This is a genomic window from Pseudomonas sp. HN11 (assembly GCF_021390155.1).
Taxonomy (GTDB): domain Bacteria; phylum Pseudomonadota; class Gammaproteobacteria; order Pseudomonadales; family Pseudomonadaceae; genus Aquipseudomonas.
This window is the reverse complement of the sequence record NZ_CP089985.1, coordinates 2,933,326-2,951,301: the sequence shown is the minus strand read 5'-3', so window position 1 is coordinate 2,951,301 and position 17,976 is coordinate 2,933,326. Positions and strand designations below refer to the sequence as shown.

The following is a 17,976-nucleotide window of genomic DNA, read 5'->3' as shown; positions in this document are numbered from 1 at the left end:
CGATCACTCTCATGGAAGCGATATCATGCCTCAACTCTCCCTGTCCGGAGTGCGTAACTTGGGCGCCCTGGCGTTATTTCTCGCCACCGGCCACTGCCTGGCCGCCGACGACCTGCGCGCCGTGGTGGACGCCAGCGTCAAGCCGCTGATGCAGCAACAGTCTATTCCAGGTCTCGTTGTCGGTGTCGTCAAGGACGGCAAGGCGCAATACTTTAACTACGGCGTTGCCAGTAAAGACGCCAAACAGCCTGTCAGTGAGAACACCCTGTTTGAAATCGGCTCGGTCAGCAAGACCTTCACCGCCACCCTCGCCGGCTATGCCGTGGCGAGCGGCAAACTGACCCTCACCGGTCCGGCCAGCCAGTACCTGCCTGCGTTGCGCGATGGTAAGTTCGACCACATCAGCCTACTCAACCTGGGTACCTACACCGCCGGCGGCCTGCCCCTGCAATTTCCCCGCGCGGCGGACAACACCCAGCACATGATCGGCTACTTCCAGCAGTGGAAACCCGACTTCGCCCCGGGTACCCACCGCCTGTATTCCAACCCGAGCCTGGGCCTGTTCGGCTACCTGGCGGCGCAGAGCCTGAAGCAGCCGTTTGATCAAGTGATGGAGAAAACCCTGCTGCCGAAACTCGGGCTCAAGCACACCTTCGTCACTGTTCCCAAGAGCCAGATGGACCTGTACGCCCAAGGCTATGGCAAGGATGGAAAACCTGTGCGAGTGGGCCCCGGCGCGATGGACAGCGAGGCCTATGGCATCAAGACCAGTGCTTCGGACCTGTTGCATTACGTCGAGGTCAATATGCACCCGGCGAAACTGGACCCAGTGCTGCAACAAGCCATCACCACTACGCACACCGGCTACTACACCGTCGAGGGCATGACCCAGGGGTTGGGCTGGGAGATGTACCCGTACCCGATCAAGCGGGATGCTCTGGTGGAAGGTAACTCGACAAAAATGGCGGTGGAGCCGCATCCGGTGAAATGGCTGACCCCACCTCAGGCGCCGCATGCCGACACGCTGGTGAACAAAACCGGCTCGACCAATGGCTTTGGTGCTTATGTGGCCTATGTTCCAAGCAAAGGAATGGGGGTGGTGATTCTGGCGAACAAGAACTACCCGAATGCTGAGCGCGTGAAAGTGGCCCATGCGATCTTGAGTGCGCTGGACCATTGAGGCCCGATACAAAACTAAACTGTGGGAGCGAGCAAGCCCGCTCCCACATTTTTTGACCCTGTTACATCCCCAGCCAATGCGGCAACGCCAGTGAAATGAATGGCAAGTACGTGACCATGATCAGGAACACCAACAAGATCATCAGCCACGGCAACGCCGCCCGGATAGTCTGCCCCAGGGTCAACCCCGTCACCGCCGAGGTCACAAACAGGTTCAACCCCACCGGCGGATGAACCAGGCCAATCTCCATATTCACCACCATCACGATGCCCAGGTGAATCGGGTCAATGCCCAGCTTCATGGCAATCGGGAAGAAGATCGGCGCCAGGATCAGCACGATGGCTGACGGCTCCATGAAGCTGCCGGCGATCAGCAACACTACGTTGACCATGATCAAGAAACCAATGGGCGTCAGGCCTTCGGACAGCACCCACGCGGTGATTTCCTGGGGGATCTGCTCGGTGGTCAGCACATGGGCAAAGAGCATGGCGTTGGCGATGATGAACATCAGCATGATCGCCAGGCGCCCGGATTCCAGCAACACCCTGGGGCACTCGCGCAGCTTCATGTCCTTGTAGACGAACAGCGCGACAAACGCCGAGTACACCGCCGCCACCGCTGCCGCTTCGGTCGGGGTGAACATGCCGCTGTAGATACCACCCAGGATGATCACCAGCAGCAACAGGCCCCAGAACGCGCGGCGTGCGCAGGTCAGCCACTCGCGGAAGGTCGCACGTGGCTGCGCCGGCAGCTTCTTGATGCGCGCGACGATGTAGATCGCGATCATCAGCATCAGGCCCAGCAGCAATCCCGGAATCACGCCGGCCATGAACAACTTGCCGACCGAGGTTTCAGTGGCCGCCGAATACACCACCATCACGATCGACGGCGGGATGAGGATGCCCAAGGTCCCGGCGTTACAGATGATCCCCGCACCGAACTCTTTCGGGTATCCGGAACGCACCATCCCCGCCACGGCAATCGAACCCACCGCTGCCACTGTGGCCGGGGACGAACCCGACAGCGCCGCAAACAGCATGCACGCCAGCACCGACGAAATCGCCAGGCCGCCACGGATATGGCCGACACAGGCGTTGGCAAAATCGATCAGGCGCTGCGCCACGCCGCCGGTGGTCATGAACGCACCGGAGAGCAGGAAGAATGGAATCGCCAGGAAGGTATAGGCGTCAGAGGTCTCGAACAGCTTGATCGCCAGGGAACTCACCGAGTCCTGGCTGAACATCAGGATCGACACCGCCCCGGACAGACCCAGGGAAATCGCGATCGGCACGCCAAGAAACATGAACACGAACAACAGTAGAAACAGACAGAGCACGGCCATCAGTGACGCTCCTCATGGCTGCCGGCCAACTTGCTGGCCTCACCGGCCTCATCGGCCAGCCCCAACCCGACCTGGCGGTGGGTAAAGATACGGTAGAAAATTTCCAGGTAGCGGATAAACACCATGGCAAAACCGATGGGCACGATGATCACGATATCGCCCACATCGATGCCGTACTGGTCGAGGTCCTCGGCGCCGATATGCGCGCCCATCACCGCACTCACCCACTTGTAGCTGGCGATCATGAACAACCCGGCGTAGGCCAGGCAGCACAGGCAGGCGAGCATGCCGAGCACTCGCTGCACCGGGCGCTTGGTCAGTTTGACCAGCGCGTCCACGCCGAGGTGGCCGGCGGTGCGTACGCCATAGGAAATACCGAAGAAGATCAGCCAACCGAACATGGCCTTGGTCAGCGCCACGCTCCAGGTCATGTCCTGCGCCCAGGTCATGGTGTGGTCGCCCAAGGCGCCGAAGAAGTGACTGCTCCACGCCCACTTGTCGGCCAGGGCAAAGAACAGCGTGTAGATGTTGTTGAGCATGACGTAGACGAACGTCACCAGGGTCATGGCGGCCAGCAGGAAGGCAATAAAGCCTTCCTCCAGGTGCTCCCAGACGCGCCTTAGCGTTTGCATGGCAAACCTCGCGAAAAAATGAGATGGGTTATGCAAGGCTCAGGATGGAACCGGCTCGAAATGTGGGAGCGGGCTTGCTCGCGAATGCCGTCTGCCAGTTGATAACCCTGCTGACTGACCCACCGCTTTCGCGAGCAAGCACGCTTCCACATTGGCGCTCGGTACCACCCGCGATTACTGGTTGGAGGCGTCTGCCGCCTTGATCAGGTCAGCGCCAATTTCCCCCTCGAACTTCTGCCACACCGGGCGCATGGCTTCGCGCCACAGCTGGCGTTGCGCCGGGGTCAGTTCGATGATTTCGCTGGTCTTGGCATCGATGATCTTCTGCTTGGCCGACTGGTTCAGCGCTTCGGCCTGCTTGTTCACCTCGACGGTGACCTCGCCCATGATCTGCTCCAAAGTGCTGCGGATGTCTGGTGGCAGGCCCTTCCAGAACGTGGCGTTGGTGATCACCATGTAGTCGATCAGGCCATGGTTGGACTCAGTGAAGTATTTCTGCACCTCGTTGACCTTCTGGCTTTCATAGTTCGACCAAGTGTTCTCGGTGCCATTGACTGTGCCGGTCTGTAGGCCTTGGTACACCTCGGCAAAACTCATCTTGCGCGGGTTGGCGCGGATCGCCTTGAACTGTTCTTCCAACACGCTCGAAGCCTGCACGCGGAACTTCAGGCCACGGGCATCCTTGGGCTCATGCAGCGCCTTGTTCGACGAAAGTTGCTTGAGGCCGTTGTGCCAATAGGCCAGGCCGAGGATGTTCTTGCCCTGCATGGACGTGAGCAGTTCCTTGCCCTGGGCGGCTTGGAAACGGTCGACGGCGGCCAGGTCATTGAACAGGAACGGCAGGTCGTAGATCTGCACCTGCTTGGTATATTGCTCGAACTTGGCCAGGGACGGTGCCAGCATCTGCACGTCGCCCAGCAGCAGCGCTTCCATTTCCTTGCCGTCGCCGAACAGCGACGAGTTCGGGTACACCTCGACCTTGACCCTGCCCGGCAGGCGTTCTTCGGCGAGTTTCTTGAACAGCAGCACGCCCTGGCCTTTGGGGGTGTTTTCGGCGACCACGTGGGCGAACTTGATGACAATCGGGTCTGCCGCCTGGGCCAGGCCCGCGGCAAACAAGGTGGCGGCGCACAGCAGCGCCCGAGAAAGCTTGAGCATGGGAAATCACCTTCTTATTGTTGTGTTGTAAGGCAAAGTGCCTGATGTCACGCGTGTAGTGAATTTCGATTTTTTGATACCTGCGTTCGGCGTGGGCGAACGCTAGAGCTGAGCCGCCAACAGCCGTTGCGCCCTCAGCAACACCGGCGCGTCCACCATCTGCCCATCGATCTGATAGGCCCCTGCCCCATGGGCACCGGCATCCACTACCCGCCGGGCCCAGGCCAAGTCTTCGGCGCTCGGCGCCAACGCCTGGTGAATCACTGCCACCTGCTTGGGGTGGATACACAACGCGCCGGCAAACCCCATTTCATAGGCATGCCGGATCGAGCGGCGCAGGCCTTCAGGGTCATCGATGGCCGGGTGCACGCCGTCCAGCGGTGCAACCAGTCCCGCCGCGCGGGAATGCACGATCAGCGCCAGGCGCGCCTGGTCCAGGGCGAACTGGGCGGCCGGGGAATTGCTGCTCAAGTTGAGGTCCAGCGCCAGGTCCAGGCCGCCGAATGACAGGCGTTCCACCTGCGCTGCATGGGCGATCTCGGCCACCGCCAGCAAACCGCGCGCGCTCTCGATGATCGGCCAGATGACTTTGCCGGTTGCCGCCACTACCGCAACCTGCGCCGCGCTTTCGACCTTCGGCAACAGGACGCCGGCCACATTGGGATGAGCCTTGCAGAACGCCACATCCTCAAAATGCTCGGCATGTTCCGGTGCGTTGATACGCACCCACACCTGGTCGGCGGGGTTGGCCGTCAAAAACGCCCCAAGGTTATCCCGCGCCTGGCGCTTGAGCGGTTCTTCCACCGCATCCTCGAAATCCACGATTACCGCGTCGGCACCACTGGCCAAGGCTTTGGAGAATCGCTCCGGTCGGCTACCGGGCACAAACAACGCCGAACGTACCAATGGCTTGGGCATCTGTTGAATTCCTTATTGTTAGATAACGCCGCGCGCGCGCAGGCCGTCGATGGCGTCCGCCGAGTAACCGAGCCTGTCGAGAATGCCCTGGCTGTGTTGCCCCAAGCCTGGAACAGCGTCCATGCGCGGGGTGAAGGCAGCATTGCGTGCCGGCGGCAGCAACGACGGCAACGGACCGGCCGGGCTGTCAACCTCGCGCCAGCTGTCTCGCGCCTTGAGTTGCGGGTGTTCCCATACGCCTTGCATATCGTTAACGCGGGCGCTGGCAATCTGCGCGTCTTCCAGGCGCCGGATCACCGCCTCGGCATCCAACTGAGCGAAGCTGTCGACAATGATCCGGCGCAGCATTTCGCGGTTCGCCGAGCGCTTGAAATTGGCGGAGAAACGCTCGTCGGTCGCCAACGCCGGGGTGAGCAGTACCTTGTCGCAGAACGCCGCCCATTCGCGTTCGTTCTGCAGGCCGAGCATCACTGTGCCGCCGTCACCAGTGGGAAACGGCCCGTAGGGGTAGATCGTCGAATGCGCCGCCCCGGCTCGCGGTGGCTGGGGTGCACCATCGAACGCGTAGTACATCGGGTAACCCATCCATTCCACCAGACTTTCAAGCATGCTCACGTCGATGCGGCTGCCCTTCCCGGTCTTGCCACGCAGCAGCAGCGCCGAGAGGATGCCGCTGTAGGCATACATGCCCGCCGAAATGTCGGCGATGGAACAACCGGCCTTGGCCATCTGGTCTTCGCCAGGGCCGCCGGTGACGGAGAGAAACCCACCCTCGCTCTGGATCAGCAGGTCGTAGGCCTTCTTCTTCTCGTAGGGCCCGCCTTCGCCATAGCCGGAAATATCGCAGACGATCAGGCGTGGGAAGCGCTCATGCAGCGTCTCGAACGACAGGCCCATGCGCGCGGCGGCGCCAGGCGCCAGGTTCTGCACCAGCACATCGGCATCGGCCAGCAACGTCTCGAGAATAGTACCGGCCTCGTCCTGCTTGAGGTCCAGGGTCAGGCTTTCCTTGGAGCGGTTGGTCCACACGAAATGCGAGGCCAGGCCGCGCACACGCTCATCGTAGCCACGGGCAAAGTCGCCGGCACCGGGGCGCTCGACCTTGATCACCCGGGCGCCCAGGTCGGCCAATTGACGGGTGCAGAATGGCGCGGCAATCGCGTGTTCCAGGCTGACAACGGTGATGCCGTCCAGCGGTCTAGGGTTAGTCATGACGGTTCCTCAAAGCCAGTCGGCCATGGATGCGGCGTTGCGCAGGTCCCAGACCTTGTCGATCAGGGCATTGGCCTGGGCCGATGTGCGGGCGTTGCTGAACTGGGTGAGGCGCAGGAATTTGTCGGCCAGCTCCGCACGGTTCAGGGTGTTGCCCGGATCGCCCTTGGGTTCGTCGATGGCGCCGTGCAATGTGCGGCCATCCAGTGTGGTGACGGTGACTCGGCCCAGCCAGCGTTGGGGATACGCGCCATCGACTTCGGGGTCGAGGGTCATGCTGACTTTGTCACGGAAGGTGGCGACGGCCAGGTCGGTCAACGCCAGCTCATGGAACTCTGTGAGCCCGGCCTTGCCATGCACGGCGATCAGGCCCAGCACGGTGCCCATGGAAAACTTGGCCTGATGCACAGAGGCGGGCACGTTGACGCGCCCGAGCACATCGATGGCGCCTTGATGCACGCGGGTTTCCACGCGGGCGATCTGTTCGGCATGCAGGCCTTCGCGTTGCATCAGGTCTAACAACGCGTCGGCGGCAGGATGGGTATGGCGGCACGACGCGTGAAACTTGAACGAGGTTTCCAGCAACGCCCAGCGGCTGCCAAGGTCGGCAGACAACTTGGCAGGTTCGGCGTCACTGGACATGCCCGCCGCCAGCCCTTGATCGCCCTCTAGAATATTGCGCGCACCGCTCAGCCCCTCCGCCGTCAGGTACGCGGCGAGCAAGCCGTCCGCCGCCGCTTTCGCCGTGTGCAGTTGCTTGGAATCGGCGGCATCGCGCAGGAACTCCCACAACCCGGCAGCCTGGGTGCCCGCGCTGCCCAACAGGTTGATGAATTGTTCTTCGTTGAAACCCAGCAATTTGCCTACAGCCACCGCTGCAGCCAGAGTGCCGACGGTGGCCGTGGTGTGGAAGATGCGATAGTGGGAACGGCCCATGAATTCGCCGATGCGGATACCGGCTTCATAACCGGCGACCGACGCCAGCAACACGTCGCGGCCGGATTTGCCAAGGTCCTGAGCGGCCGCCAGCGCAGCGGGAAACACCACGGTCGCCGGGTGCAGGACAGAACTGTTGTGCAGGTCGTCCTGCTCCACCAGATGAGATGAAGCCGCGTTGACCAGCGCGGCGAAATACGCGCTGCTGCTGCCGCCATTGACGATCACCTGCGCCGGGCCACTGCTCGGGCCCATTTTCTGCGCATAACGCTCGAACAACGGAATCGGGTGTGCGCCTTTGCTGGCCAGGGCCGAGGCCAGCCAGTCCAGATACAACTCTTCGGTGCGTGCCAGCACGTCCTCGGGCAATTGCGCGTAATCCAGTTCGGCCAGGAACCGACACAAGGCTTGGGTATGGCTCATGGTCAGGCCCTCAGAAGCTGCGTGGCAGTTCGAGCAGATGCTCGGCCACGTAGGACAGGATCAGGTTGGTGGAGATCGGCGCCACCTGGTACAGGCGCGTTTCGCGGAATTTGCGCTCCACGTCGTACTCGCAGGCAAAGCCGAAACCGCCGTGGGTTTGCAGGCAGGCGTTGGCCGCCTCCCAGGACGCCTTGGCCGCCAGGTACTTGGCCATGTTCGCGCTCGCGCCAGCATTGGCGCCGCTGTCGTATTCCTCGCAGGCACGCCAGCGCATCAGGTCCGCGGCTTCGATCTCGATATGCGCTTCGGCAATCGGGAACTGCACGCCCTGGTTCTGCCCGATGGGCCGGCCGAACACCACGCGGTCGCGGGCATAGGCACTCGCCTTTTCGATAAACCAGCGACCATCACCGATGCATTCGGCGGCGATCAAGGTGCGCTCGGCGTTCAGGCCATCGAGGATGTATTTGAAGCCCTTGCCCTCCTCGCCGATCAGGCTGTCCAGGGGCAATTCCAGGTTGTCGAAGAACAACTCGTTGGTTTCGTGGTTGACCATATTGGCAATGGGCTGCACGGTCAGGCCGTGGCCGATGGCTTCGCGCAGGTCCACCAGAAAGATCGACATGCCTTCGGACTTTTTCTTCACCTCGGCCAATGGCGTGGTGCGCGCCAGCAGGATCATCAGATCGGAATGCTGGATCCGCGAGATCCACACCTTCTGGCCGTTAATCACATATTTGTCGCCACGCTTGATCGCCGTGGTCTTGATCTTGGTGGTGTCGGTGCCGGTGGTGGGCTCGGTCACGCCCATCGATTGCAGACGCAATTCGCCGCTGGCGAGCTTGGGCAGGTAGAAGCGTTTCTGCGTTTCGCTACCATGCCGCAGCAGGGTGAACATGTTGTACATCTGTCCGTGCACGGTGCCGGAGTTGCCGCCACAGCGGTTCACCTCTTCAAGGATCACCGAGGCTTCAGCCAGACCTAGACCAGAGCCGCCGTATTTTTCAGGGATCATCGCCGACAGCCAGCCGGCGTCGGTCAGCGCCTTGACAAAGGCTTCGGGGAAGGCCTTTTCCTCGTCGATCCTGCGCCAGTAAGCGGCATCGAATTCGGCACACAAGGCGCGCACGCCTTCGCGGATGGCATTGAGTTCTTCGTTGTCATTGGGGTTCATTAACGGCTCTCCGCCTGTTGTTATTGGATTATTCGAAAAAGACTTCAGCTTTTTGCGCCAGGCCATCGGCGTTACCGGCCCAAAGTTGTGCCACACCGGTTTCGCTCACGCGCCCGCCCACTTCAAATGGCTGCGGTGCAATCAGCGGGCGCACGCCGCGATAGGCAAAACGGCGCAGGGTTTTATCTGGATGGGCACGGCAGAATGCGCGCAGGTTCAGGGTGGCGATCAAGGGCCCATGCACCACCAGGCCTGAGTAGCCTTCGGTGCCAGTGACGTAGGGGTAGTCGTAATGAATGCGGTGACCGTTGAAGGTCACGGCGCTGTAGCGAAACAACAGGGTTGGCGTGGGGTCGACGGCTTCAGACCAGTCACCCTGCTCAAGCGCTTCTCCACTGCCAGATTTGGGTGGCGTGGGCTCGCGATAGACGATGTCCTGTTCCTCGCGGATCGCAACGCGGCCATCCTGGGAATAGTCGTGGCGCACAGTGACAAACAACAGCGAGCCGGTGCGACCGGTTTTTTCTTCCACCTGAGTGATGGTCGATACGCGCGTCGCGGCCTCACCAGCACGCAGTGCATGCCGGAACTCGATGCGCCCACCGGCCCACATGCGATTGCGGTTGTCGGCCGGCGGCAGGAAGCCGCCACGGGCCGGGTGGCCGTCGGTGCCCAACGCGGTTTCCGGCAACGGGTTCTGGAAGAAACACCACTGCCACAACGGCGGGATGTCTGCGCCATCCTCGGGCACGGCCTCGCCGAAGGTGGCGGCAATTCGCTTGAGCAGGTTTTGGCTGAGGTGGTCGTGGGCGGTTTCGCTTCGGCCGATCCAATCGGTGGCGCTCATCGGGTGCAGGTCCTCGGGCAGTGAGTGTCTGCCCCGGATCATGCAAGTGTGCATCCGTTCTGAGAATTTGCATTTCAATAAACCAGCGTTCGGTTATGCTGAACGCCGCCATCCTGTCCCGGGAGCCTTGCATGCATTTCGATCTGGCCGACCTGCGCCTGTTCATCCATATCGCCGAATCCCCCAGCCTGACTCAGGGCGCCAAGCGAGCGTTCCTTTCGCCGGCCGCCGCCAGCGCCCGGATCAAAGCCCTCGAAGGCCAACTCGACACCCGCCTGCTGTACCGCGACAGCCGTGGCGTGGAGATCACTCCCGCCGGTGAGCGCTTGCTGCACCATGCACGGTTGATCATGCGCCAGGTGGACTATCTCAAGAGCGAATTCACCCAATACGGCGTCGATTCAGCGGGGCACATCCGCATCTTCGCCAATACCACGGCGGTCACCGAGTTTCTGCCGGAAATACTGGCAGGCTTCCTGTCCCAACGGCCGGGCGTGACCGTCGACCTCCAGGAACGCCTGTCCCGCGATATCGTGCGTGGCGTGCTCGACGGCACCAGCGACATGGGGATTATCGCCGGTCCGGTGGAAGCGGCGGGTTTGCAGGTGCTGCATTTCAGCACGGATGAGCTGGTATTGATGGTGCCGGTCGACCATCCACTGGCGGAGCAACCGTCAGTCACACTGGAACAGACCCTCGCCTACCAGCATATCGGCCTGCATGAAGGCAGCACCTTACTGAGTTTTTTGCGCGAACACGTCGAACGGCTGGGCAAACACTTGTCGCTGCGTATCCAGGTGTCGAGTTTCGAAGCAATCTGCCGAATGGTCGAAGCCGGTGTGGGGATTGGTATCATTCCGGAGTCGGCCGCCGTGCGTCATAGCCGCACCATGCAGCTGGTGACGGTGAAGCTGGACGAACCCTGGGCGATTCGCGAGCGCAGCATCCTGGTGCGGGAGTTGGAGGCGTTGCCCGGCACCATTCGCGCCTTGATCGCCACGTTGATGCCACAAAGCGCCTAAGCTGAACAGTCATCTCACCCAAGGAGTCAGCCCATGCAGCTCGAAGGATCCTGCCACTGCGGCATCGTCACGTTCAGCCTCTCCAGTGACCACCCCTACCCCTACCAACGCTGCTATTGCTCGATCTGTCGCAAAACCCAGGGCGGTGGCGGCTATGCGATCAACCTGGCCGGTGACACCAACAGCTTGAAGGTACGCGGGCGCAAGTTCATTTCGATCTACCACGCCAAGCTCAAGCCCGAAGGCGCCAGCCGTGCCCATGCGAGTACCGCCGAACGGCATTTCTGTTCGCAGTGCGGCAGCGCCTTATGGTTGTTCAGCCCGCAATGGCCGGAGTTGATCCATCCGTTTGCCTCGGCCATCGACACGCCTTTGCCGGTGCCACCGGCACATACGCACTTGATGCTCGGCTCCAAGGCGCCATGGGTGGAAGTCACCCTGCGCAAGGGTGACCTGCAGTTCGATGAATACCCTGAGGAATCCATCGCCCAATGGCATGAGCGACACGGCATTACCCGTTAACAGTCTTTGACAGTTTCTCGACAAAGCTGCCAAAGACCTCGGGGCGCAGCGCCCCTAGCATTCGAGCATCCAAACCACCTCTTGGGTGCTCTTCATGCTTCGCACATTGCGCGGTCTTCCATTGCTCGGTTGCCTGTTGGGCAGTATCGGCTGCCATGGGCAACCCCCTGCCCCACCGCCAATCGCCAAGGGCGACTACAGCGCAATCATTCGCTACCTGCAGGCCCGGATCCCCGGGGACATGGCCCAAGCCAATGTCCCCGGCCTGTCCATTGCGCTGGTCAATGGCCAGGAGTTGATCTGGGCCCGCGGGTTCGGTATGGCCGACAAAGCCAGGGGGCTGCCGGTGACCCCAAACACCGCATTCCGTGCCGGCGCGATCTCCAAACTGCTCACCGCCAGCGCTGCTCTGCAACTGGTTGAACAGCAGCGACTGGCACTGGACGCCCCCATCCAGCAGACCTTGCGCGAGTTCTATGTGCGTTCGCGGTTCCACGCCGATCAACAGGCAGCCGACCACGCCATCACCTTGCGGCGCCTGCTGAGTCATCAATCCGGCCTGCCCAGTGAGCACCTGCGTGACCTGCGCAGCAGCTATGCAATGGGGCAGATGCCGATGCGTGTGTCCGGCGTGTGGTTGAGTACACCGCCCGGCACGCAAGTCGCCTACTCCAACCTGGGTTATGCCCTGGTGGGCGCCGCCATCGAGCGCAGCAGCGGCAAGGACTTTGAAGCCCAATTGCAACACAGCTTGCTCAAGCCGCTGGCGATGGACCGCGCGAGCTTTGTCGGGACCGCTGCGCAAATCGGCTATCGCGCCCAGGGCTATGAAGCCGGTGTCGCCAGCCCCGACGCCCAGGTCCGTGACCTTGCCGCCAGCGGCTTGTGGGCCAGCCCCAAGGACCTCAGCCATTACGTGCAGATGCTGTTCGCCCAGGGCCTCTACAAGGGCAATCGGGTGATGGCCAGCCATTCCATCGATGACATGTTCACCCAGCAGAACACCGGCAACGCCTTGGACTTCGATTGCCAGATCGGCCTGGCGTGGTTTCTCGCGCCGTGCGGTGATGAGCCGATCGGCCCTGGGGTGCGCACCTTCCAGCACAGCGGCGGTGGCGATGATTTTGCCGCGCAACTGACTTTGCTGCCGGACCATCAATTGGCGGTGATCATCATGGCCAATGACAGCAACGCCGAAGACCTGATTGCGGCGCTGACCACCGACACCCTGCGCCTGATGCTTGAGGCGCAAACCGGCAAACCGGTGTGCAGCGACGACTGCCAGGCCCCCCGCCACGGGCTCAAGCTGCGCCAAGTGCCCGCCGCCATCGACCGCAAACGCCTGGCCGGGTTTTATGCGACTGCCTGGGGCGTGTTTCGGATCAAGGATGACGCCAATCGGCTGCACGGCGAACTGGCCGGCTACAACTTTGAATTGCTCCGCGACGATCACGGCTGGCTGCGCGCGCAGAAGAAGGTCCTCGGTTTCTGGCTCAAAGACCTCGGCGAACTGGGCCGCGTGCAACTCGATGTGATCACCGTGCAAGGCCGGCAGATGCTTACCGCGCGCAGCCACGGCCAGCGCATTGCCATCGGCGAACGCATCGACCCGCCGCCGCTGCCTATGGCGTGGGCCGAGACCGTCGGCACCTATCAAGTGCTTAACACCCATGAGCCCGATGCGCCGTTGAGCGGCATTAGCGTGCGCCTGGAAGACGGCTTCCTGGTGATTCGCGGCCAACTGCATGACGAGCCGCTGACCGACTACATCCTGCTGCCCGTCGACAACGCCCACGCCGTACTGGCCGGCAACGGCTATGGCCTGGGCGACACCGTCAGCCGCCAGATCAACGGCCTGAGCGCCTCAGGCTACTCCTTCAAACGCACCCATCCACCCTTGAGTTTCTGACACCCATGAAAACCCTGATGCCTTCCAAAAACTTCTGCCTGGCCCTCACCTCTCTGTGCCTGCTCACAGCAGCCGATAACGTGCTGGCCGAAGACTGGGCCTATAGCCTCAAGGCCGGCGTGGCCAACCTGCCCCGCTACAGCGGCAGCGACGAGCGCATGACCGCCCCCGTCATCGGCGGTGCCATCGTCAGCCCGTGGGGGATTTTTCTCGACACCGAAAAAGGCCTGGGCTGGGGTTACGACGGCAACGCCTTGAGTTTCAGTGCCTACGTCGGTGCCAGTGCTTCGCGCAAGGACAAAAACGAGTCCATGCGCCTTGGTTCCAAGCGCCTCAAAGGCATGGGCGAAATCAAGGCACGCCCGCAAGTGGGCGTGAGTGCCAGCTATAACCTGGGCGGCATGATTGTTGGCGCCACCCTGGAACATGCACTCAAGGAAGACGACCACAAGGACAGCGGCAAGGCATTCACACACTTGGAGCTGAGCCTGGGCACCCAGCTGTACGAAGGTCGTTTCGGCTCCGTCGACGCCAGCCTCAGCAGCCATTTCGGTGACCGTGACTACTTGCAGACCTGGTACGGCGTGACCACCGGCCAGGCCGCGCGCAGCCGCTTCAAAGCCTATAAAGCAGGTGCGGGCAATATCAGTAATGGCATGAACCTGGTGTGGAGCCTGCCGATCAGCGAGCACACCCAGTTCTCGACCTTGCTGGATGTGCAGTACCTGGCGGATGAAGCGGGCAAGAGCCCGATTGTTGAGCGGCGGCTGCAAACGTCGGTGATGGGCGTATTGGAGTACACCTTCTAACCGGCTTTACTCGGCATACGCCCAGGTCATTCGGAATGAGGCCCCACCCCATTCCGAATCCAGCACCTGCACCTGGCCGCCATGCCACTGCGACACCCGCTGCACCAACGCCAAGCCCAGCCCAAAACCACCCGTGCGGCGGTCGCGGCTGGCGTCCAGGCGCATGAAGGGCTGGAAAATCTTCGAGCGACCGTCCTCCGGCACACCGGGCCCGTCGTCACACACCCGCACTTCATAACCGTTGCCGAACTTGACCAGCGACACTTCCACACGGCGCTCGGCGTAACGGATCGCATTGCGCAACAGGTTGATCACCGCACGCGCCATGAAGCGCGGTTCGATCTGGACAAAGTCCACCTCGCAGGTGCGCAACGACAGCTGGATGCCCGCCGCTTCAGCCTCCAGGGCCACGCTGCCGATCACACTGTCGAGCCAGCTGTGGGCCTCGATGCGCTCACGGGTGACCTGGGTGGCACCACGTTCCAGGCTGGCATAGGTGAGCAGTTCGGAAACCATTTCTTCCAGCTCGCCAAGGTCCGCGTACATGTCCGCGATCAATTCGCCGCGCTGGCGCGGATCGCCCTGTTGCTTGAGCTGATCGAGTTCGAACGACAGGCGCGCAATCGGCGTGCGCAGTTCGTGGGACACGGCGTTGGTGAGTTCGCGCTGATTGGCGATCAGGCTTTCGATGCGCTCGGCCATCTGGTTGAAGTGCCCGGCCAGCTCGCGCACGGTGGAGCGGCGCGGCAGCAGAATGCGCGAACGAAGGTCATTGTCCCCGAACCGTTGCGCGGCCAGGCGGATATGCTCCAGGTCACGCCAGTGCGGGCGCACCCAGAAATACAGCACGATTGCCAGGCACAATCCCAGCAGGCTATAGGCCCACACATACAGCCACCTCGGTTCATCAGGCAGCTTGATATTGAGCAGTTGCGGGCCTCCATCAATATTGGCGATAAATTCCATGAAGTCGCCACGTACCACCAACTGTCCCGCGGCGAGCAATTGTTGTTCGCGTTGGCTCAACGCCTGGTCATCGCGCTGAACCAATTCCAGTTGTAGGCCATAGTGGGTTTGCAGCTCGCTGAGGCGCGCCTCGCGGGCATCGCCAAGCAAAGGGCGCAATTGCTCCACCAGGCTATAGGCGGGGCCGCGCATCGCTTCACGATTATAGGTTTCGTTGGCTTCGGGCAGCAGTTCGTCGTAGGTGTAGTTGACCAGCCAGATCGCCCCCGCCAGGCCCAGCGCCAGGATGATGTACAGGCGGATATAGAGCCGCAGCATCTAGGCCTCCCACGCGAACGGATTGAACAGATAGCCCTTGCCCCAGATGGTCTTGATGCACACCGGTTCGCGGGGGTTGTCGTTGAGCTTACTGCGCAGTTTGCTGATATACACATCGACACTGCGGTTGAGGCCGTCGAACGCAATGCCGCGCATACGGTTGAGGATGTCATCACGGGACAGGATCGTCCCCGAGTTGCTGGCCAGCAACCACAACAGCTCGAACTCCATGGTGGTGAGGTCGATCTTGTCATCCCCCAGGCTGACCACCCGGCAACTGCGATCAATGGCCAGCCGCCCAAAGGCCAGCGCCCCGCGTACCGCAGGTTCCGGTGCCTGGCGTCGTTGCAGCGCGCGCAGGCGGGCCAGCAGAACCGGCGGCTTAATCGGTTTGATCACGTAATCGTCGGCACCGGACTCAAGGCCCAGGATATGGTCCAGGTCGTCTTCCTTGGCCGTGAGGATCACGATAGGCGTGTCGGACACCGCGCGAATCCCACGGCACACATGCAGGCCGCTCTGGCCGGGCAGCATCAGGTCGAGCACAACGATCTTCGGCTTGAAGTCGAGGAACGCCGCCAGGGCCTCGTCGCCCCGGTGCTCTACGCGCACTTCAAAGCCATGCTGCGACAGAAAATGCGCGATCAACCCCGCGAGCTTTTCGTCGTCCTCAACGAGCAACACCTTGCCCAACCCCAGGTTTTCCATAAGTTCTCAGTGTGCAGAAGCCGATTGAAGAGCAGGCATTATAGGTGGCAAGCTGGGCAACTAAATCAGCTGGCCAGCATTGGCCGACGAAGCTTCATGCTTTTAAGAGTTTTTAACAAATAACCTGCATTCTTTAACGCCATCCACAGGGAGTTGTATGCGCAAGGATTATCTGGCGTTCTTTGTCTCATTGTTTCTGTCGCGGCTGGCCGACCAGATTCTGCTGTTTATCGTGCCCTTGATCGTGTTCCAGACCACTCAGAGCGTAGCCTGGGCCGGGCTGGCGTTCTTTATCGAGTCGCTGCCGCGTTATCTCGCGTTCCCGGTATGCGGCGCATTGTGCGACAAGTTCGCGCCGGTGCGCATCCTGCATATCAGCCAGGTGTACCGGGCGTTGGCTTGCATGATGGCCGTGGTTTTGTACGGGGTATTCGACACAATCGTCTGGATCGTGCTGCTCTCGGCGCTCTGCGGCGTGCTGACTACCCAGGGCATCATGGCGCGGGAAGTGCTGATGCCCCATGTGTTCCCACAGTACAGCTACGCCAAGACGCTCTCCTATTCGCAGATTGCCGACCAGAGCGGGCTGGTGCTAGGGCCCTTGGTGGCGGCGCTGATGCTGGAAGTGTGGGCCTGGCACTGGGTCGTACTCGGGGTGGCCGGGCTGTTCTTATTGGCTGACCTGGCAATGCGGGTGTGGCAACGCTCCAGCACCGTCAGCCTGGAGACCTTCGAGCAACACCGGGATATCTGGCTGCAACCGCTGAAGATTGCCTTCGGGCATATCCGCAGCCTGCCGGAACTGAAGCGGATCATCACGCTGGCCGTGGGCGTGAACCTGATCATTGGCGTCACGCTGGCCACGTCTGCGGCCATGGTGACCGGCCAATTTGCACAGGATAAGGACACCTATGCCCTGCTGCAGGCGGCTGGCGCCCTGGTGACCATCGGGATTTTATTTTACCTGGCGCGGGCCGGGCTGCCGCTGAAAGTGCTGGGCGGGTTGTCGTATTCGATGATTGCGCTGGGCGCCGTGATCATGGCGGCCAGCCCCGGCATCTGGCTGTATGCCGTGGGCTTCCTACTGGTCACCGGCTTCGACAAGATGTTCAACGTCTACCTGCGCAGCACCCGTCAGCGGGTGATTCCCGTGCAGGATTTTGGCAAGACCGTGGGAGTGATCACCCTGCTCAATAACCTGCCGCAGCCCTTGGCGGGCCTGGCGATTGCGCTGCTGGCAGCCCCGTTGGGCACGCAGACGGTGATCCTGTTGCTGGCCGGGATTACTGCACTGATTGGCCTGGCGGTCGCCTCAGGCTGGCACGCCACTGTGAAAGCGGAACTCGATATCGGGTGACTCGATCAGTTCCTGCTCGGCGCCCCTTACCCGCTCAATCACCTGGGCAACATCCTTGGCGTCACCGTACTGATAGGCCAGCTTCAGGTAACCCTGAAAGTGCCGCGCCTCGCTCTTCAGCAGACCGAAGTAGAACTTGCCGAGTTCTTCGTCCAAATGCGGCACCAGTGCTTCGAAACGCTCACAACTGCGGGCTTCGATAAACGCGCCAACTACCAGGGTGTCTACCAGTTTGACGGGCTCGTGTGTGCGCACGACTTTGCGCAAACCCGAGGCGTAACGCCCGGCATTCAGTTGGCGCAACTCGACTTTGCGCTTTTTCATCAGGCGCATGACCTGTTCGTGGTGCACCAGCTCTTCGCGGACCAGGCGCGACATCATGTTGATCAGGTCGACATGGCTGTAGTACTTGGCAATCAGGCTCAGGGCCGTGCTGGCAGCCTTGAATTCGCTAATATCTGCATTACCGCTACGAACCTGTGCATGCCACCCGACACAAAAGCAGCCCCTTATATTTTCAGCCAATGTTTATCCTGTGATATT

16 protein-coding genes and 1 pseudogene are annotated in these 17,976 nt (G+C 61.5%); 6 read left to right on the top strand and 11 right to left on the bottom strand.

Features of this window, described 5'->3' with window-relative positions; all coding sequences use genetic code 11:
• Positions 1-25: 25 nt before the first annotated feature.
• Positions 26-1,180, top strand: coding sequence for a class C beta-lactamase (gene ampC, locus LVW35_RS13345; protein ID WP_233896123.1), 1,155 nt, complete (start codon positions 26-28; stop codon positions 1,178-1,180).
• Positions 1,181-1,241: 61 nt separating this feature from the next.
• Here the strand turns inward: ampC and dctM are convergent, their stop codons facing one another.
• The 8 genes from dctM to LVW35_RS13305 all read right to left on the bottom strand — a co-directional run bounded on the left by dctM (position 1,242) and on the right by LVW35_RS13305 (position 9,822).
• Positions 1,242-2,522 (bottom strand): C4-dicarboxylate TRAP transporter large permease protein DctM, encoded by a 1,281-nt coding sequence (dctM, locus tag LVW35_RS13340; RefSeq protein WP_233896121.1) that lies wholly within the window; start codon positions 2,520-2,522, stop codon positions 1,242-1,244.
• On the bottom strand, positions 2,522-3,154 hold the full coding sequence (locus LVW35_RS13335) for a TRAP transporter small permease (protein WP_233896120.1): 633 nt from the start codon (positions 3,152-3,154) through the stop codon (positions 2,522-2,524). The genes dctM and LVW35_RS13335 overlap by 1 nt, the downstream gene beginning before the upstream one ends.
• Positions 3,155-3,328: 174 nt before the next feature.
• Positions 3,329-4,312, bottom strand: coding sequence for a TRAP transporter substrate-binding protein (locus LVW35_RS13330; protein WP_233896118.1), 984 nt, complete (start codon positions 4,310-4,312; stop codon positions 3,329-3,331).
• Between the two features lie 102 nt (positions 4,313-4,414).
• Entirely contained in the window at positions 4,415-5,230 is an 816-nt protein-coding gene (locus LVW35_RS13325; protein WP_233896117.1) for an HpcH/HpaI aldolase/citrate lyase family protein, read from the bottom strand.
• 18 nt (positions 5,231-5,248) lie between these two features.
• The gene (locus LVW35_RS13320) at positions 5,249-6,442 is read right to left on the bottom strand and encodes a CaiB/BaiF CoA transferase family protein (protein WP_233896115.1); all 1,194 of its coding nucleotides are present in this window, start codon (positions 6,440-6,442) and stop codon (positions 5,249-5,251) included.
• 9 nt (positions 6,443-6,451) lie between these two features.
• A complete protein-coding gene (locus LVW35_RS13315) occupies positions 6,452-7,801 on the bottom strand; it encodes an MmgE/PrpD family protein (RefSeq protein WP_233896114.1) in 1,350 nt (449 codons plus the stop codon).
• A 10-nt stretch (positions 7,802-7,811) separates the two neighbouring features.
• Entirely contained in the window at positions 7,812-8,975 is a 1,164-nt protein-coding gene (locus LVW35_RS13310; RefSeq protein ID WP_233896112.1) for an acyl-CoA dehydrogenase family protein, read from the bottom strand.
• A 28-nt stretch (positions 8,976-9,003) separates the two neighbouring features.
• Entirely contained in the window at positions 9,004-9,822 is an 819-nt protein-coding gene (locus LVW35_RS13305; protein WP_233896110.1) for an FAS1-like dehydratase domain-containing protein, read from the bottom strand.
• Between the two features lie 131 nt (positions 9,823-9,953).
• On the opposite strand from LVW35_RS13305, the gene LVW35_RS13300 reads away from it, so the two are divergent.
• From LVW35_RS13300 to LVW35_RS13285, 4 genes are all read left to right on the top strand, one after another.
• Positions 9,954-10,844 carry a LysR family transcriptional regulator gene (locus LVW35_RS13300; RefSeq protein ID WP_233896108.1) on the top strand — a complete coding sequence of 297 codons (891 nt, stop codon included), beginning with the start codon at positions 9,954-9,956 and terminating at the stop codon, positions 10,842-10,844.
• 33 nt (positions 10,845-10,877) lie between these two features.
• A complete protein-coding gene (locus LVW35_RS13295; protein ID WP_233896106.1) occupies positions 10,878-11,366 on the top strand; it encodes a GFA family protein in 489 nt (162 codons plus the stop codon).
• A gap of 94 nt (positions 11,367-11,460) precedes the next feature.
• The gene (locus tag LVW35_RS13290) at positions 11,461-13,275 is read left to right on the top strand and encodes a serine hydrolase domain-containing protein (RefSeq protein ID WP_233896104.1); all 1,815 of its coding nucleotides are present in this window, start codon (positions 11,461-11,463) and stop codon (positions 13,273-13,275) included.
• 17 nt (positions 13,276-13,292) lie between these two features.
• Positions 13,293-14,084, top strand: coding sequence for a MipA/OmpV family protein (locus LVW35_RS13285; RefSeq protein ID WP_233896102.1), 792 nt, complete (start codon positions 13,293-13,295; stop codon positions 14,082-14,084).
• Between the two features lie 6 nt (positions 14,085-14,090).
• Here the strand turns inward: LVW35_RS13285 and LVW35_RS13280 are convergent, their stop codons facing one another.
• On the bottom strand, positions 14,091-15,368 hold the full coding sequence (locus tag LVW35_RS13280) for an ATP-binding protein (protein WP_233896100.1): 1,278 nt from the start codon (positions 15,366-15,368) through the stop codon (positions 14,091-14,093).
• Positions 15,369-16,076 carry a winged helix-turn-helix domain-containing protein gene (locus LVW35_RS13275; protein ID WP_233896098.1) on the bottom strand — a complete coding sequence of 236 codons (708 nt, stop codon included), beginning with the start codon at positions 16,074-16,076 and terminating at the stop codon, positions 15,369-15,371.
• A 157-nt stretch (positions 16,077-16,233) separates the two neighbouring features.
• Between LVW35_RS13275 and LVW35_RS13270 the strand changes: the two genes are divergently transcribed.
• The gene (locus LVW35_RS13270) at positions 16,234-17,433 is read left to right on the top strand and encodes an MFS transporter (protein ID WP_233896096.1); all 1,200 of its coding nucleotides are present in this window, start codon (positions 16,234-16,236) and stop codon (positions 17,431-17,433) included.
• Here LVW35_RS13270 and LVW35_RS13265 read toward each other — a convergent pair.
• Positions 17,389-17,883 (bottom strand): annotated as a pseudogene (locus LVW35_RS13265) (tRNA-(ms[2]io[6]A)-hydroxylase); the annotation flags it as partial. The gene LVW35_RS13270 and the pseudogene LVW35_RS13265 sit on opposite strands and share 45 nt — an antisense overlap.
• Between the last annotated feature and the right edge of the window lie 93 nt (positions 17,884-17,976).

Bases quoted from the DNA above. Each gene is read 5' to 3' on its own strand.
- LVW35_RS13285 (WP_233896102.1), top strand. From the start codon at position 13,293: ATGCCTTCCAAAAACTTCTGCCTGGCCCTCACCTCTCTGTGCCTGCTC.
- LVW35_RS13300 (WP_233896108.1), top strand. From the start codon at position 9,954: ATGCATTTCGATCTGGCCGACCTGCGCCTGTTCATCCATATCGCCGAA.
- LVW35_RS13330 (WP_233896118.1), bottom strand. From the start codon at position 4,312: ATGCTCAAGCTTTCTCGGGCGCTGCTGTGCGCCGCCACCTTGTTTGCC.
- LVW35_RS13335 (WP_233896120.1), bottom strand. From the start codon at position 3,154: ATGCAAACGCTAAGGCGCGTCTGGGAGCACCTGGAGGAAGGCTTTATT.
- LVW35_RS13275 (WP_233896098.1), bottom strand. From the start codon at position 16,076: ATGGAAAACCTGGGGTTGGGCAAGGTGTTGCTCGTTGAGGACGACGAA.
- LVW35_RS13295 (WP_233896106.1), top strand. From the start codon at position 10,878: ATGCAGCTCGAAGGATCCTGCCACTGCGGCATCGTCACGTTCAGCCTC.
- LVW35_RS13320 (WP_233896115.1), bottom strand. From the start codon at position 6,442: ATGACTAACCCTAGACCGCTGGACGGCATCACCGTTGTCAGCCTGGAA.
- LVW35_RS13270 (WP_233896096.1), top strand. From the start codon at position 16,234: ATGCGCAAGGATTATCTGGCGTTCTTTGTCTCATTGTTTCTGTCGCGG.
- LVW35_RS13305 (WP_233896110.1), bottom strand. From the start codon at position 9,822: ATGAGCGCCACCGATTGGATCGGCCGAAGCGAAACCGCCCACGACCAC.
- LVW35_RS13290 (WP_233896104.1), top strand. From the start codon at position 11,461: ATGCTTCGCACATTGCGCGGTCTTCCATTGCTCGGTTGCCTGTTGGGC.
- LVW35_RS13310 (WP_233896112.1), bottom strand. From the start codon at position 8,975: ATGAACCCCAATGACAACGAAGAACTCAATGCCATCCGCGAAGGCGTG.
- LVW35_RS13315 (WP_233896114.1), bottom strand. From the start codon at position 7,801: ATGAGCCATACCCAAGCCTTGTGTCGGTTCCTGGCCGAACTGGATTAC.
- dctM (WP_233896121.1), bottom strand. From the start codon at position 2,522: ATGGCCGTGCTCTGTCTGTTTCTACTGTTGTTCGTGTTCATGTTTCTT.
- LVW35_RS13325 (WP_233896117.1), bottom strand. From the start codon at position 5,230: ATGCCCAAGCCATTGGTACGTTCGGCGTTGTTTGTGCCCGGTAGCCGA.
- LVW35_RS13280 (WP_233896100.1), bottom strand. From the start codon at position 15,368: ATGCTGCGGCTCTATATCCGCCTGTACATCATCCTGGCGCTGGGCCTG.
- ampC (WP_233896123.1), top strand. From the start codon at position 26: ATGCCTCAACTCTCCCTGTCCGGAGTGCGTAACTTGGGCGCCCTGGCG.